The organism is Pseudomonas sp. FW305-96 (assembly GCF_058783825.1).
In genome coordinates this window covers 1-14,247 of the sequence record NZ_JBYSYW010000025.1, presented here as the reverse complement: position 1 = coordinate 14,247, position 14,247 = coordinate 1, and the positions used below count along the sequence as shown (strand labels likewise).

The window sequence follows — 14,247 nt, the reverse complement described above, 5'->3', positions numbered from 1 at the left end:
TTCGGAGTGGATTTTGGATCCATGGCGAAGCGCGAAAACCCCGTGCGTTTCAGCAAAGCTTGAGTACAATCATCGGCTTTTCCCGGGCCTCCCCGGTTCGTTCCTGGACGTGCGAATGCTGATCGGTAGCTACTCCTCCTCGCTGGTGTTGATCTCGCTGTGCGTGGCCATCCTTGCCTCTTACACGGCCCTGGACCTGACCGGGCGCATTGCCACGGCCAAGGGCCGGGCGGTGTACCTGTGGATGGGCGGCGGGGCATTGGCCATGGGTATTGGCATCTGGTCGATGCACTTCATCGGCATGCTGGCGTTCAGCCTGCCCATCGAGCTGGGTTACGACACTGCGCTGACTGGCCTGTCGTTGTTGATCGCGGTGGCTTCGTCGGGCTTCGCCCTGTGGCTGGTGAGCCAGCCGAAACTACCGTGGCTGCAACTGGCCTTCGGTGCCTTGATCATGGGCACCGGCATCGCCTGCATGCACTACATGGGCATGGCCGCACTGCGCATGCAGCCGGGCATCGACTACGACCCGACGCTGTTCAGCGCCTCCCTGGCCATTGCGGTGGGCGCTTCGGCGGCGGCGCTATGGATAGCCTTCCGCCTGCGCCAGCACACGCCCTATGTACGGCAGATCCGTGGCGTGGCGGCGGTGGTGATGGGGGTCGCCATCGTCGGCATGCACTACACCGGCATGGCGGCGGCCAACTTCCCGGCGGGCAGCTTCTGCGGCGCACTTGCCACGGGGCTCGCGGGCGACGGCCTGGATTACCTGGTGCTGATCACCACCCTGGCAGTGCTGGCGGTGGCCTTGCTGACTTCGGTGCTTGACGCTCGGCTGGAGGCGCGCACGGCGGAATTGGCGCGCTCGCTGACCCTGGCCAACCAGGAACTGACCCAGCTGGCCCTGCATGACACCCTGACCGGGCTGCCCAACCGCACGCTGCTGGCCGACCGTATCGCCCAGGCCGTCGGCCGCGTGGCGGAGCAGGGCGGCTGCTTCGCGCTGATGTTTATCGACCTCGACGGCTTCAAGCCCGTCAACGATGCCTTCGGCCACCATGTTGGCGACCTGCTGCTCAAGGCAGTGGCGGCGCGTTTGCGCGGCCACCTGCACAGCCAGGACACCCTGGCGCGCATCGGCGGCGACGAATTCGTGCTGCTGGTGGAGCTGGACGAGCCGGACGACGCCATGAACGTCGCGGCCAAGCAGGTCAATCTGATGGCCAAGCCGTTCCGTGTGGCCGAGCACGACCTGCAGCTGTCGGCGAGCCTGGGCATCGTGCTGTATCCCGGCAATGGCCTGGACCAGCACGAACTGCTGCGCAACGCCGATGCCGCCATGTACCACGCCAAGAGCGCCGGCAAGAACGGCTACAGCTTCTTCGATGCGTCGATGAACAGTAACGCGCGCCAGCAGCTGCAACTGTTGCAGGACCTGCGCACGGCCTTGGAGCATGGCCAGTTCCGCTTGCACTATCAGCCCAAGTTCGACGCCGTGCAGCGCCTGCCCATCGGTGCCGAGGCTTTGCTGCGCTGGGAGCACCCGCAACATGGGCTGATGCTGCCGGACCGTTTTATCGGCCTTGCGGAAAAGACCGGGCTGATCATCCCGATCGGCGAGTGGGTGCTGGGTGAGGCCTGCCGGCAGATGCGCCAGTGGCTGGACCAGGGCAATGAAGAGTGGCGGATCGCGGTCAACCTGTCGGCCATCCAGTTCTGCCATACCGGGCTGGTCGACAGCGTGGCCCGCGCACTGGATGAGAACGGCCTGCCGCCCAATCGCCTGACCCTGGAAATTACCGAAACCACCGCCATGCGCGATGCCGATGCCAGCTTGCACGTGCTGCAGCGCCTGTCGGACATGGGCGTGGACCTGTCCATCGACGATTTCGGCACTGGCTACTCCAGCCTGATGTACCTCAAGCGCCTGCCGGCCAACGAGCTGAAGATCGATCGCGGCTTCGTGCGCGACCTGGAGCAGGACAGCGATGACGCGGCGATCGTCTCGGCCATCGTCGCCCTGGGGCAGGCACTGGGCTTGCGCATTGTCGCCGAAGGCGTGGAAACCGACGGCCAGCAGGACTTTCTCACCCGCCTGGGTTGCGATTCGCTGCAGGGTTATCTGCTCGGCCAGCCGGTGCCGCCCGAGCAGTTCATGAAAGGATTGCAGGCGCTCAAGGCGCGTCAGGCCCAGGAAGGCTAGACAGCGCTGCGCAGTGGGCTGACAAGCAGGTCGAAGGTCTCCATCTCGGCCTCCACGGCCTCGATGATCCGCTCGACATCGGCGGCGTGCATGATGGTTGCGCAGGGAATGCCGGCAATGGCCAGCAGGGTTTCGCCGGTGGCCCGGTCGAACAGCCGGGCGACCATGCTGCGCGGGGCATCCATGCTGGCCTCGAAACCCAGCGGATGAAAATGCCAACGCATCACCTGGCAGGCGTTGGGGAACGTCATCTTGTTCATGCCAGCCTCCTTGTTCGTGAACGTGGTGATTGCAAAGCGGTAACAGCCTAGGCCGTCCTGGCCGTCAGGACTCTAACCTTAGCACCTGCCATGGCAGTATTCGCTGGAAAATATGGCAGATGTACTAATGCATGACGGCGGTCACAGTCCTGTCACGATGAACGGTGGGCGCGCAGGGGGCAGGCAAACGTTTTCCCCGTGGGCCAGCGCCTGGCAGCCAGCAGCGCTCTGCTATGTTTACCGTCAGCGCTTTTCGGACCAGCGGTGCAGGCCGGCAGACAGGGAGACAGTCATGCGGTATTCCACGCTCACCCAACGCATCGCCGGTCACGCAGTCGCGGCCTGGGACATCCACTATCAGGCCCTCGAGCAGCGCCGCCAGGGGCGCGAGATCTTCCTGCTGTCGGTGGGCGATCCGGACTTCGACACACCAGCCTCGGTGGTCGAGGCCGCCATTGCCAGCCTGCGCCAGGGCGAAACCCATTACAGCGATGTACGCGGCAGCCTCGCCCTGCGCCAGGCCGTTGCGCGCCACAGCCAGCAGGCCGTCGACGCCGAGCGGGTGGTGGTGACCGCCGGGGCACAGTGCGGGCTGTTCGCAACCTTCCAGTGCCTATTCGAGGCCGATGATGAGGTAATCGTCGCCGAGCCCATGTACGTCACCTATCACACGGTATTCGGTGCCTGCGGCGCGCGCGCCGTGCAGGTTCCGGTGCGGCCGGAGCAGGGGTTCCGCCTGGACCCAGCGGCCGTGGCCCGGGCGATCACGCCGCGCACTCGCGGGCTTCTGCTCAACAGCCCGCACAACCCCACGGGGGCGGCAATCGGCCTGGCCGATCTGAAGTGTCTGGCGCGGTTGTGCCAGGAGTACGACCTGTGGCTGATCTGCGACGATGTCTACCAGTCACTGCTGTACGACGGCGAGGCACCGAATCCGCTGGGCCTGCCGGGTATGGCCGAGCGCTGTGTGTCGATCGGCAGCCTGTCCAAGTCCCACGCCATGAGTGGCTGGCGCGTCGGCTGGGTGATCGGGCCGCCGGAGTTCGCCCGACACCTTGGCAACCTGGTGATGAGCATGCTGTTCGGCCTGCCGGAGTTCGTCATGCAGGCGGCCTGCGTGGCTCTGGATCAGGCTGAAGATGAGGTACGGCGGATGCGTGAGGTGTACCGGGCGCGCCGCGACCGGGTGTGCGCCTCGCTTGAGGACTGCCCCGGCATCCATGCACATCAGCCAGCCGGGGGCATGTTCGTGATGCTCGATATACGTGGCACCGGGCTCAGCGCCCAGGCGTTCGCCCAGCGTCTGTTGAACGAAGAGGGCGTGGCACTGTTGCCGGGTGATGGTTTCGGGCCCAGCGCAGCGGGGCATGTGCGGCTGGGATTGGTGCTCGAGGCGCAGGTGCTGGCACAGGTATGCCAGCGCATCCGCAACTGTGCCTCACGCGCCCTGGCCGAGCAGCCCGGCCGCGATATTGATGGTGAAACCCAGGATCGCCGTATTGAACACGAAGCCTACCAGTGAGTGGGCCAGCACCACCCGACGCATGGCCCGCCCGCCGACGCCGATGTCGGAGGTCTGCACGGCGACATTGATGGTGAACGAGAAGTAGTGAAAGTCCCAGTAGTCCGGGTTGCGCTCGCCATCGGCAAAGCGCAGCGGGGGCTCATGGCGGTCACCGGTGTAGAACAGTCGGGCGTAGTGCAGGCTGAAGATGCAGCCTATCAGCAACCAGGAGCCAGCCACCGTCAGCCCGGTGTACAGGTAGTGCAAGGCCAGCGCACTGCCTTCCAGGCCGCGGCTGGACACCAGTTGCAGGGTGACCGCCGCCAGGCTGGCGATGGCCGAGACGCAAACGGTGATCAGCACCAGGCCGGCGTTTTCATCTTCGATGCGGGCGACCTTGCGTACCCGCTCGGCATTGGCCCGCAGGCTCAGCCACAGGACCATGGCCAGGTAAAGCCAGACGCCGATGTTCCAGCCGACGAGGATGTGCTGCACGGTATCGCCGGCGGGGATCAGCCAGCCGCCGAGCAGGCCGGCCAGGGTGGCGATACTCAGGCGTGGGTGAGTGCGGGTGAGGTGGTGGAAGGCCATGCGGTCCCTTGGCGGTTGAACGTGGCTTCAACTGTAGACCAGATGCGGCCCTGTCGCGGGGCAAGCCCGCTAGCCCGGCATGCCGTCCACCCGCGCACGCAGCAGGATAGGCAGGTAGTGCCAGAGGAACAGCAGCAGCGCCGCGCTGCCGAACAATACCGACAACCCCAGCCCCAGCGGCGTGAACGGCGCCACGATCACGCGGGCCAGTGCCGCCAGCTGGATCAGTGCGAATGCCCAACTCATGCTGCGGGGTACCTGAAGAGGGCGTCCGGTATGCCCCAGGCTGACCCGCGCCATCATCGCCACGATCAGCCCGGTCATGGCGCCGACCGTCAGCGCATGGGCGGCCAGGCTAGGGTTGATCGGCACCCCGGCATGCCACAGCGCCAACCCCAGGCAGGCGGGAATCAGCCAGGCATAGGCCAGGTGCAGCGACCACAGCAGCGGCACATGCCACAGACCACGGTCGTGCCACAGCGCCAGGCGGACACCATGCAGCACCGCCAGGGCGGCGAACAGCACGGCCATCAGGGGGTGTGATGCATCGTTGAGCCCCAGCACATAGGTCAGCGGCAGCGCCACGCTGCCCAGCAGGCAGGCGCGGTCCAGCCAGGGCCGGGCCGGTGCCGGGCTCATGTTGCCCAGGCCGCGGCGGGTGAAGAACGGAATGACCCGGCCGCCGATCACGCTCATCATCGCCGCCACCAGCCACAGCCCGGCCAGCACGCCTCGCCGTTGCCACAGCGGGTCGTCGCGCAGCCAGCCTATAAGCGTCAGCCACTGGCAAGCCGCGATGAGCAATACCAGGCCGATGATGGGGTAGTTGTTGCGCAGCCGACGCTGGATGATCGGCCGCGCCAGGGCCAGCGCCACCAGGGGCAGGAACGCGCCCTCAATCAGCACCAGTAGCCAGGCGGGCAAGGGCAGGAACCAGCTTGCCCGACCCAGCAGCCAGAGCAGAAACAGCCCCTGCAGTGGTCGGCCACTGAGACCCGGGATGCCACTCCAGTTCTGCACCGCCGTGAGCAGGAAGCCGGCAACGATAGCCACAGCGAAGCCGAACAGCATTTCGTGGCGGTGCCAGGCGAGCATTCCGCCGGCCGGCTCGAGCGCGTAAGCGCCGACCAGCACGCCGGCCCACAGCAGCAGGGCAACCAGGGCGAACAGGCTTCCGCCGAGGAAGAAGGGTCGAAAACCCAGGGCCCAGAGGGCCTGACGGGGGCGGGCGGTGATCGGCTGGACGAGCATGGCGAGGACCTTGGTTCGATCGAAACGGTTGAATGGGGTACCATCACGAACCATGCCAGCGTTCAAAATCCTTGAATATCAAGGTGATGGCACTGCTTTGTGTCATTATGACTTAATTTGTTTCTGGTCATTTTGACCTTGATCATGGTTTAAATGACTCGTTTTGCGCCGCTTTGCCTCTATACGCCAGGGCGGCTTTGCTACAGGATCCCCGTTGTGACCGACCTCCTGCGCAATCCGCTGCTGCAGTACCTCGCCCGCCTGGCCCCGTCCAGCCAGCTGACCATGCGCTACATCCTGCAGGACGCCGCCGACCGCCTGGGGTTTGGCGACTGCGATATCGCCGAGGTGCCCTGGCACCGCCTCGAACCCGGCCATGTGATCGCCCTGGTCGCGGCGCTGCGCGCCGATGGTTATGCGCCCAACACGTCGTCGTTGTACGTCAATGCCGTGCGTGGAGTGATGAACGAGGCCTGGCGCCAGGGTTTGATCGAGCACGAACAGTTGTTGATGATCCGCGAGGTCAAGCCAGCGGGCGGTAGCCGCCTGCCGCCGGGGCGCAACCTGCGGCGCAGCCTGATCCGCGAGCTGATGGACGTGTGTGCCGCCGACCCGCGTCCTCAGGGTGTGCGTGACGCGGCCATCCTGGCGTTGCTCTACGGCACCGGGATGCGCAAATCGGAATCGGTCGATGTGAACCTTGACCAGGTGGATTTCCAGGAGCGCAGCGTGCAAGTGCTGGCCAAGGGCAACCGTCAGCTGGTCAAGTACGCCCCGGCCTGGGCCTTCGACAAGCTGCAGGCCTGGCTCGACCTGCGCCGCCAGCACCTGCCGGCCGGCGAGCGCGACGACAGCTTCCTGTTCAATCGCATCCGTCGTGGCAGCCACATCACCCGCGCGCGCATCACCAAGCACGCGATCTACTACATCGCCCGCCAGCGCGGGGCACAGGTGGGGGCGAAGATCATGCCGCATGATTTTCGCCGGGCATTCATCACCCGGGTGATCGAGGAGCACGACCTGTCGATCGCGCAGAAGCTGGCGCACCACGCCAATATCCAGACCACGGCCGCTTATGACCGGCGCGATGACAACGAGCGGCGGCGGGCTGTGGAGCGGTTCGACTACTGAATCGCGGCAATCGTGGGAACCGCCCCCGCAGACCCTTGGCTGCTCAATGAATACTCGATGCCAGCTCGAAGATCGGCATGTACATCAGGATCACGATCAGCCCGATCAGCAGGCCGATAAAGGTCATCAACAATGGCTCGAACAGCTTCACGAACCACTCCACCCAGCGCCCTATTTCCTGGTCGTGAAAATCCGCGCATCGCTCGAGCATCTCGCCCAGGTTGCCCGACTGTTCGCCGGCACGCAGCAGGCGCAGCGAGACGGGGGTCACCAGTTGGCCGGCCTGCAGCGCATCGGACAACGGCAGGCCCTCGGCGACTCGTTGACTGGCCTGCTCCAGGCCCTCTGCCGCAGTGCTGCCTAGCAGGCCGCGGGCCATGCCCAGCGCGGTGAGGATGGGGATGCCCCCTTGCAGCAGAATCCCCAGCGAACGATAGAAGCGCGCCAGCTCATACATCATCAGACGCTGGTGCAGCGCGGGCAGTCGGCGCAACAGGCGGCCGGCGCCACGGCGCACGGCCGGCTGGCGGCGCAGGGCGACCAGGGTGCCGACGCCGACAAACGTGCCCAGCCCCAGGGGCAGTTGCTGGGCATGCAGGAACAGACCGATCTGCATCAGCACCCGCGACAGCCACGGCAGTTCGGTGCCCATGCCCTCGAACACCAGGCTGAAGCGGGGCACCACGTACCCCAGCAGGAACAGCACCACGCCACCGCCCACCAGCAATAACAGCAGCGGGTAGACTGAGGCACCGACCAGCTTCTGGCGGACCAGATCCAGCCGCTGGCGATAGCCGATGTAGCGGGTGAGGGCGTCGCCCAGGGCGCCGGTGCGTTCGCTGGACTGCACCAAGGCCACGTACAGGGTCGGGAACACCCGCGGCTGCAGGGCCAGGGCCTGGGACAGCGAGCGCCCCTCGTAGAGCTGGCGCACCAGTTGCTCCAAGGTCTTGCGCGTGGCGCCGCCCGGGGCTTTCTCGGCCAGGCTCTCGAGGGCGTCGATCAACGGCAGGCCGGCACCGAGCAAGGTGGCCAGCTCCTGGCTGAACAGCATCAGGTCGAACGCCGTCGTGCGCCGTCGCAGGGCCAGGCCCTGGCTGCGCACGCTGAGCACGCGCAGCCCCTGGTCCTCGGCCTGGCGCCGGGCCTGGTCGCTGTCCTCGGCCTCCACCTGCAATTGCACCACGCCCTGGCTTCCAAGGGCCTTGAGCTGATAGCGCATGGCCGGGGTCCTCATTGCCAACTGGTGATCTCGGCGTTTTCGCCGTCACCACCGGGTTGGCCGTCCTTGCCCATCGACAGCAGGTCGTACTCGCCGCCGTTCTCGCCGGGCTGTTTGTAGATGTAGGGGCGGCCCCAAGGGTCCTGTGGCACGGTCTTCTGCAGGTAGGGGCCCGACCAGCGCGCTTCGCCACCAGGCGCGACCACCAGGGCCTGCAGGCCCTGCTCGCTGCTGGGGTAGTGGCCGACCTCCAGGCGGTAGAGGTCCAGGGCCTTGCCCAACCCCTCTATCTGTGCCCGGGCCACCTTGGCCTCGGAGCGGCCCAGCTGGCTGAAGTACTTGGGCGCGACGATGCCGGCCAACAGGCCCAGCACCACCAGCACCACCAACAATTCGAGCAGGGTGAAGCCGCGTTGGGGACGGATGCTGCGTTGCATGGTGAAACCCTCCGTTGCATTTATCCCTGATATGCAACAGCCGTGCACGTCTGCGCCGGGCCCTTGCGCCATGGGCTGCGGCGGGCGGCACGCGGCTTGCGTCGCAGTCGAAAAGCCCGGGTTAACGGGGCATCTCCCCCACATCGGGGGCCACGCTTGGGTTATTTGCGGCGGGAGGCGAACGACATGCGAGGACTGATCCTGGGATTGGCGGCGGGGCTGATGGCGTTCGGCGTCCAAGCCGACATCTATGTCTCCAGCGACGGCAAGGGCGGCTTCGTGCTGTCCAATGTGCACCGGCCTGGCCGGCATTACGACCGGGTCATCAGCGAACGTGCGACAGCGGGCGGGCCAGTCAATGCGCAACTGATCACCGGGCGGCCCTATGCCGACCTGGTGGCGGCCGCGGCGTTGGCCCACGGTGTGCCCCCGGCGTTGCTGCACGCGCTGATCAAGGCCGAGTCCGGCTACAACCCCAAGGCGCGCTCGGCCAAGGGCGCGGCGGGGCTGATGCAACTGATGCCGGACACGGCGAAGGAGATGGGCGTCAAGGATGTACTTGATCCACAGGCCAACGTGCAGGGAGGGGCGCGCTACCTCAAGCGCATGCTCACGCTGTTCGACAACGACATCACGTTGGCCGTGGCGGCCTACAACGCGGGGCCTGAGGCGGTTCTCAGCCGTGGGCGGGTGGTGCCGCCGTTCGCCGAGACCCTGCGCTACGTGCCGAATGTGTTGCGCGACTATCGCCTGCTGCGCGGGCTGGCTGGGGATGCGCCGCTTTGAGCGGCAAGGTGTTCTCCGTGATCCTTGCAGCGCCTGTAAGGGTTGCGGTGAGCACCTGGCGGCCCTCACGCGCTCAATAGCCTCACCTCACCCATGCTTTCCCCAACTCTGGGCTATAACCTGTAGAGGTGCCCAGCCGCGGAGCCCGCCATGGACCTCGCCCCCCGTCCCGACACATTGCTGCCCGCCGAAATCGGCCAGGCGCGCAAGCCGTTCGACCTGCTGCGCTGGTACGCCTGGGTCAGCCTGGCGATCATCCTGTCGGTGGGGGTTGGCCTGGGCCTGATCTCAAGCCGCTTCATCATTGACGAGAGCGTCGAGCGCGATGCCTTGCTCACCGCCCAGTTCATCACCTCCATCGCCGACGCCGAAGTGCGCCATGTCTCGATTCCCAACGTGCGGACCATGGGTGAGCTGCTTGATCCGCGCACCGACCATGCCTTGCCCGATGTCGACCCTGAGGCCCGGCGCCGGGCCCGTGGCGAGTTCCTCGACCATATCGCGCACCTGCCGGACATGCTCCTGGCCAACATCTACGCCCCTGATCGCACGGTGATCTGGTCGAGCAACCCGGCGCTGATCGGCAAACTGATCGAATCGGACGACGACCTTGACCGGGCATTCGAGTACAAGATGCGGGTGTCGGCCAGCTACCACGACTTCGAGCAGGCGCGCAGCGAGCAGAAGTTCGTCACCCCGCCCGAGCAGCTATTCATCGAGAACTACATCCCCTTGTTCGACGCCGACGGCGAAAACGTCATGGCGATGGTCGAGATCTACAAGGAACCCCATGATCTGATCGTGCGTATCGAGCACGGCCTGCTGCTGATCTGGCTGGCCATCGCCGCGGGTGCCGGCCTGGTGTATGTCGGTCTGTACGGCATCATGCGCCGCGCCGCCCGGCTGGTGGCGGTGCAGCAGAAGCGGCTGATCGGCAACGAAACCTTCGTGGCCCTGGGCGAGGTGTCGTCGGCGGTGGCCCACAGCCTGCGCAACCCGCTGGCCAGCATCCGCTCCAGCGCCGAGCTGGCCCAGGCCTTCGACGATGGCCCGGCGCAGAAGAACATCAGCGACATCATCAGCCAGGTCGACCGCATGTCGCAGTGGGTGCGTGAGCTGCTGCAATCGCTGCGCCCGCTTGGCGATGAAGCCGTGGCGGTGGATGTAGCCCAGAGCCTGCGCGACAGCTTGCAGGCGTTTGCCCACGCGCTGGAGCGCGGCGGCGTGCGGTTGCTGCTGCCTGAGCTGCCAAGCGTGCAGGTGCTGGGCCAGCCGGCGCTGCTCGGGCAAATCTTCAGCAGCCTGATCGCCAACGCCCTGGAGTCGATGGAGGCCGGTGGCGAGCTGCGTGTTGAAGTGGTGCGCAATGATCGGCGTAATCTGAGCCTGCGGCTCTCGGATACCGGCAAGGGCATGAACGAGCAACAGCAGCGCATGGCCTTCCGGCCATTCTTCACTACCAAGCAAGGCGGCGTGGGCGTGGGGCTGATGCTGGTGAAAAGGATCATGGAGCGCTTCGGCGGCTCGGTGCGGTTGAGCAGTCGTGAGGGGGCAGGGACCCGGGTACAGCTGAATTTTCGGGTGGCATCAACTTAACCTTAAGCTATAGATATTGAGTCCAATACACTGATTTATAAGGATATTATCAAAAATGGGTGACCGTTACCCAAAAGTGGGGAATTATCCAACAAGCAAGATTAATAATGATCTTCAACATAATGATTTATAAAGAAAAATCATAAATTCAAGTTGCTGGCTGGTTTTTTGCTAGACCTCTCGCAAGCCCGCGCTGACACCTTCAGCAAAGGTTCGATGGAATCACTTTGCTACCACCGGTAGCAGAGCAGCATGCCGGTGAACCTCATCGGCGTTCAGGTGGGAACGACGCGATGCAGACGCTCGAAAACGGTGCCCCCGACAAGGCCGCGCCTCCCGCCAGCGGGTTGGCAACGCCGCTGCACGAGTTCAACCTGCTGCGCTGGTTCTCGCTGGTCAGCCTGCTGATCATCGCCTCGGTCGCCGGTGGATTGGGCTATGTGTCGACACGTTTCGTGGTGCGCGACAGCGTCGAGCGCGACGCCATGCTCACCGCCCAGTTCATCCAGGCCATGGCCCAGGCCGAGGTGCGGCACTCGCAGCTGCCGCCGGGCATCACCATGGGCGAGTTGCTCGATCCGCGCCTCGACCAGCAGCACCTGCAGTTCACTCCGCAGTTGGCCGAGTCGACCCGGGTGGAGTTCCTCGACCACGTCGAGCACCTGCCCGACACCTTGCTGGCCAATGTCTATGCCCGCGACCGCACGGTGGTGTGGTCGACCAACCCGCACCTGATCGGCAAGCGCATCGATGAAGATGACGATCTGGAGCGGGCCTTCCGCTCGCGCAAGTCGGTGTCGGCCAGCTATCACAAGGCCGACGAGGACCGCGAAGAGCAGAAGTTCCAGCGCGAGCCCCGGCACCTGTTCATCGAGAACTACATCCCGCTGTTCGACAGCCAGGGCGAGCAGGTGCTGGCGATGGTCGAGATCTACAAGGAGCCGCATGACCTGGTGCGGCGCATCCATCGCGGTTATGTGCTGATCTGGGCTTCCACCCTGGTCGGAGGGGCGTTGATCTACTTCGGCCTGTTCTGGATCGTGCGCCGCGCCGCCAGCCTGCTGCATCACCAGCAAGACCGCCTGGTGGCCAGCGAGACCTATGTGGCCCTGGGCGAGATGTCCTCGGCGGTGGCTCACAGTTTGCGCAACCCATTGGCCAATATCCGCTCCAGCGCAGAACTGGCCCAGGACATCGCCAGCCCGGCGGCGCAGAAGAACATCGGTGACATCATTACCCAGGTCGATCGCATGTCGCGCTGGGTCCGCGACCTGCTGGTATCGCTGCGCCCGACCAGCGACGAAGCCGAGTCGGTCGACCTGGTGGCGGCCATCGAGGATGCGCGGCAGGCCTTCGCTCCGCAGATCGAGCGCAACAACGTGCGCTTCGCCTTCGTCGGGCCTGCGACGCAATGGGTGGCCAGCCAACCGTTGCAACTGACGCAGATCCTCAACAGCCTGTTTGCCAATGCCCTGGAGGCCATGCCCCAAGGCGGCGAGCTGCGCGCCGAGGTGCGCCAGCTGGAGGGGCAGCAGGCGCAACTGCAGCTCAGCGATACCGGGAAGGGCATGAGCGAGCAGCAGCGGCGCATGGTGTTCAAGCCGTTCTTCACCACCAAACAAGGCGGCCTGGGGGTTGGTCTGGCCCTGGTCAAAAGGATCATGGAACGCTTTGGCGGCGCGGTCGAACTGACCAGCCGCGAAGAGGAAGGAACCCGCGTCAGCCTGACTTTCAATATTGCAGCGGGAGGGGACCATGGAGCACAGCATCCTGGTGGTCGAGGATGATGAAATCCTTGCCGACAACATTCGCACCTACCTGAACCTCAAAGGGTTCGAGGTCACGGTGTGCCACAGCGCGGAACTGGCGCTGGAGCAGATCAAGCGCGCCCGGCCTGACGCCGTGCTGACCGACAATTCGCTGCCCGGCATGAGCGGCCACGACCTGTTGCGCTCGCTGGTAGCCCAGGCGCCGGAGCTCAAAGTGATCATGATGACCGGCTACGGCAACGTCGAAGACGCCGTGCTGGCCATGAAGGAGGGCGCGTTCCACTACCTCACCAAGCCGGTAGTGCTGGCCGAGCTCAAGCTGATGCTGGACAAGGCCCTGGCCGCCGAACGCATGGAGCGCACGCTGTCGTTCTACCAGGAACGCGAGGCGCAGAAGTCCGGTTTGCAGGCATTGATCGGTGAGTCGCCGGCCATGCTAGAACTCAAGCACACCTTGCAGCAGCTGCTCGATGCCGAACGGCGCATGGCCAGCGGCGACCTGCCGCCGGTGTTGGTCGAGGGCGAGACCGGTACCGGCAAGGAGCTGGTGGCGCGCGCCCTGCATTTCGACGGCAGCCGGGCCAAGGGGCCGTTCATCGAGTTCAACTGCGCCTCGATTCCCGCCAACCTGCTGGAGGCCGAACTGTTCGGCCACGAAAAAGGCGCGTTCACCGATGCCAAGGAGCGTCGCGTGGGCCTGGTCGAGGCGGCTGACGGCGGCACCCTGTTCCTCGACGAGATCGGCGAGATGGACCTGGTGCTGCAGGCCAAGCTGCTCAAACTGCTGGAGGACCGCACCATCCGCCGCATCGGCGCGGTCAAGGAGCGCAAGGTCGACCTGCGGGTGATCAGTGCCACCAACTGCAACCTGGAGCGGATGGTCCAGCAGGGCAAGTTCCGCCGCGACCTGTTCTTCCGCCTGCGCATCATCGCCCTCAAGGTGCCGCGCCTGTTTGCCCGTGGCCAGGACATCCTGCGCCTGGCCCGGCACTTCCTGGCCCACCACGGGCGGCGCTATGGCAAGCCCAACCTGCGCTTCTCGGCCGAGGCCGAGGCGCTGATGCTGGGTTACAGCTGGCCGGGCAATGTGCGCGAACTGCGCAACATGCTCGAACAGACGGTGTTGCTGACGCCCAGCGAGGTGATCGGCGCCCACCAGCTGAACCTGTGCATGACCCTGGTCGACGAACCGCTGGCACAGCCGGCGCAGGTGCTGGCATTCGAGGCGCCGCGCCACGAGCCCCCGGCAGCGGCAAGCTTGCCGGACATGGAGCGCGATATGGTCTGTCGTACCCTGGATCGCACCGACTGGAACGTCACCAAGTCGGCGCGTTTGTTGGGGTTGTCGAGGGATATGCTGCGCTACAAGATCGAAAAACTTGGGCTGACACGGCCGGACAAGCGGCAGTGGTGAGCGGGCGGGCTGATTGCCTGTCAGTTTCGCGTTTGTGGGGCTGCCATGCAGCCCATCGCCGGCAAGCCGGCTCCCACAGGTAC

12 protein-coding genes are annotated in these 14,247 nt (G+C 65.3%); 7 read left to right on the top strand and 5 right to left on the bottom strand.

The genetic code is table 11. The features are described 5' to 3' along the window. Positions 1-115: 115 nt before the first annotated feature. A complete protein-coding gene (locus tag AC3WL2_RS18135; protein WP_102683919.1) occupies positions 116-2,203 on the top strand; it encodes a putative bifunctional diguanylate cyclase/phosphodiesterase in 2,088 nt (695 codons plus the stop codon). Here the strand turns inward: AC3WL2_RS18135 and AC3WL2_RS18130 are convergent. Continuing rightward, complete coding sequence (locus AC3WL2_RS18130; protein ID WP_046855737.1) at positions 2,200-2,463, bottom strand: DUF1652 domain-containing protein; 264 nt, start codon at positions 2,461-2,463, stop codon at positions 2,200-2,202. The two genes, AC3WL2_RS18135 and AC3WL2_RS18130, sit on opposite strands and share 4 nt — an antisense overlap. 292 nt (positions 2,464-2,755) lie before the next feature. On the opposite strand from AC3WL2_RS18130, the gene AC3WL2_RS18125 reads away from it, so the two are divergent. After that, on the top strand, positions 2,756-3,985 hold the full coding sequence (locus AC3WL2_RS18125; RefSeq protein ID WP_102683920.1) for a pyridoxal phosphate-dependent aminotransferase: 1,230 nt from the start codon (positions 2,756-2,758) through the stop codon (positions 3,983-3,985). Here the strand turns inward: AC3WL2_RS18125 and AC3WL2_RS18120 are convergent. Both AC3WL2_RS18120 and AC3WL2_RS18115 read right to left on the bottom strand, forming a co-directional pair. Beyond that, positions 3,902-4,558: a DUF1345 domain-containing protein gene (locus AC3WL2_RS18120; protein ID WP_102683921.1), complete on the bottom strand. Its 657-nt coding sequence runs from the start codon at positions 4,556-4,558 to the stop codon at positions 3,902-3,904. The genes AC3WL2_RS18125 and AC3WL2_RS18120 overlap by 84 nt on opposite strands. Before the next feature lie 69 nt (positions 4,559-4,627). Then, a complete protein-coding gene (locus AC3WL2_RS18115; RefSeq protein ID WP_102683929.1) occupies positions 4,628-5,809 on the bottom strand; it encodes an NnrS family protein in 1,182 nt (393 codons plus the stop codon). 216 nt (positions 5,810-6,025) lie between these two features. Here AC3WL2_RS18115 and AC3WL2_RS18110 point away from each other — a divergent pair, with 216 nt between their 5' ends. Next, positions 6,026-6,940 (top strand): site-specific integrase, encoded by a 915-nt coding sequence (locus AC3WL2_RS18110; RefSeq protein ID WP_102683922.1) that lies wholly within the window; start codon positions 6,026-6,028, stop codon positions 6,938-6,940. A 43-nt stretch (positions 6,941-6,983) separates the two neighbouring features. Here the strand turns inward: AC3WL2_RS18110 and AC3WL2_RS18105 are convergent, their stop codons facing one another. Together AC3WL2_RS18105 and gspG are read right to left on the bottom strand one after the other, a co-directional pair. Next, positions 6,984-8,162: a type II secretion system F family protein gene (locus AC3WL2_RS18105; RefSeq protein ID WP_102683923.1), complete on the bottom strand. Its 1,179-nt coding sequence runs from the start codon at positions 8,160-8,162 to the stop codon at positions 6,984-6,986. An 11-nt stretch (positions 8,163-8,173) separates the two neighbouring features. Further along, positions 8,174-8,599, bottom strand: a complete 426-nt coding sequence (gene gspG / locus AC3WL2_RS18100) for a type II secretion system major pseudopilin GspG (protein ID WP_102683924.1) — start codon at positions 8,597-8,599, stop codon at positions 8,174-8,176. 186 nt (positions 8,600-8,785) lie between these two features. Between gspG and AC3WL2_RS18095 the strand changes: the two genes are divergently transcribed. From AC3WL2_RS18095 to AC3WL2_RS18080, 4 genes are all read left to right on the top strand, one after another. Continuing rightward, positions 8,786-9,385, top strand: a complete 600-nt coding sequence (locus tag AC3WL2_RS18095; protein WP_102683925.1) for a lytic transglycosylase domain-containing protein — start codon at positions 8,786-8,788, stop codon at positions 9,383-9,385. A gap of 150 nt (positions 9,386-9,535) precedes the next feature. Next, positions 9,536-10,981, top strand: a complete 1,446-nt coding sequence (locus tag AC3WL2_RS18090) for an ATP-binding protein (protein ID WP_102683926.1) — start codon at positions 9,536-9,538, stop codon at positions 10,979-10,981. A gap of 293 nt (positions 10,982-11,274) precedes the next feature. Next, a complete protein-coding gene (locus AC3WL2_RS18085) occupies positions 11,275-12,768 on the top strand; it encodes a sensor histidine kinase (RefSeq protein WP_102685490.1) in 1,494 nt (497 codons plus the stop codon). Then, the gene (locus tag AC3WL2_RS18080) at positions 12,737-14,164 is read left to right on the top strand and encodes a sigma-54-dependent transcriptional regulator (RefSeq protein ID WP_102685489.1); all 1,428 of its coding nucleotides are present in this window, start codon (positions 12,737-12,739) and stop codon (positions 14,162-14,164) included. Before AC3WL2_RS18085 ends, AC3WL2_RS18080 begins: the two co-directional genes overlap by 32 nt. The last annotated feature ends 83 nt before the right edge of the window (positions 14,165-14,247 follow it).

What these genes read in the sequence shown, in the direction of transcription:
- AC3WL2_RS18115 (WP_102683929.1), bottom strand. Translation starts at nt 5,809, where the DNA reads ATGCTCGTCCAGCCGATCACCGCCCGCCCCCGTCAGGCCCTCTGGGCC.
- AC3WL2_RS18085 (WP_102685490.1), top strand. Translation starts at nt 11,275, where the DNA reads ATGCAGACGCTCGAAAACGGTGCCCCCGACAAGGCCGCGCCTCCCGCC.
- AC3WL2_RS18135 (WP_102683919.1), top strand. Translation starts at nt 116, where the DNA reads ATGCTGATCGGTAGCTACTCCTCCTCGCTGGTGTTGATCTCGCTGTGC.
- gspG (WP_102683924.1), bottom strand. Translation starts at nt 8,599, where the DNA reads ATGCAACGCAGCATCCGTCCCCAACGCGGCTTCACCCTGCTCGAATTG.
- AC3WL2_RS18095 (WP_102683925.1), top strand. Translation starts at nt 8,786, where the DNA reads ATGCGAGGACTGATCCTGGGATTGGCGGCGGGGCTGATGGCGTTCGGC.
- AC3WL2_RS18120 (WP_102683921.1), bottom strand. Translation starts at nt 4,558, where the DNA reads ATGGCCTTCCACCACCTCACCCGCACTCACCCACGCCTGAGTATCGCC.
- AC3WL2_RS18105 (WP_102683923.1), bottom strand. Translation starts at nt 8,162, where the DNA reads ATGCGCTATCAGCTCAAGGCCCTTGGAAGCCAGGGCGTGGTGCAATTG.
- AC3WL2_RS18080 (WP_102685489.1), top strand. Translation starts at nt 12,737, where the DNA reads ATGGAGCACAGCATCCTGGTGGTCGAGGATGATGAAATCCTTGCCGAC.
- AC3WL2_RS18125 (WP_102683920.1), top strand. Translation starts at nt 2,756, where the DNA reads ATGCGGTATTCCACGCTCACCCAACGCATCGCCGGTCACGCAGTCGCG.
- AC3WL2_RS18130 (WP_046855737.1), bottom strand. Translation starts at nt 2,463, where the DNA reads ATGAACAAGATGACGTTCCCCAACGCCTGCCAGGTGATGCGTTGGCAT.
- AC3WL2_RS18090 (WP_102683926.1), top strand. Translation starts at nt 9,536, where the DNA reads ATGGACCTCGCCCCCCGTCCCGACACATTGCTGCCCGCCGAAATCGGC.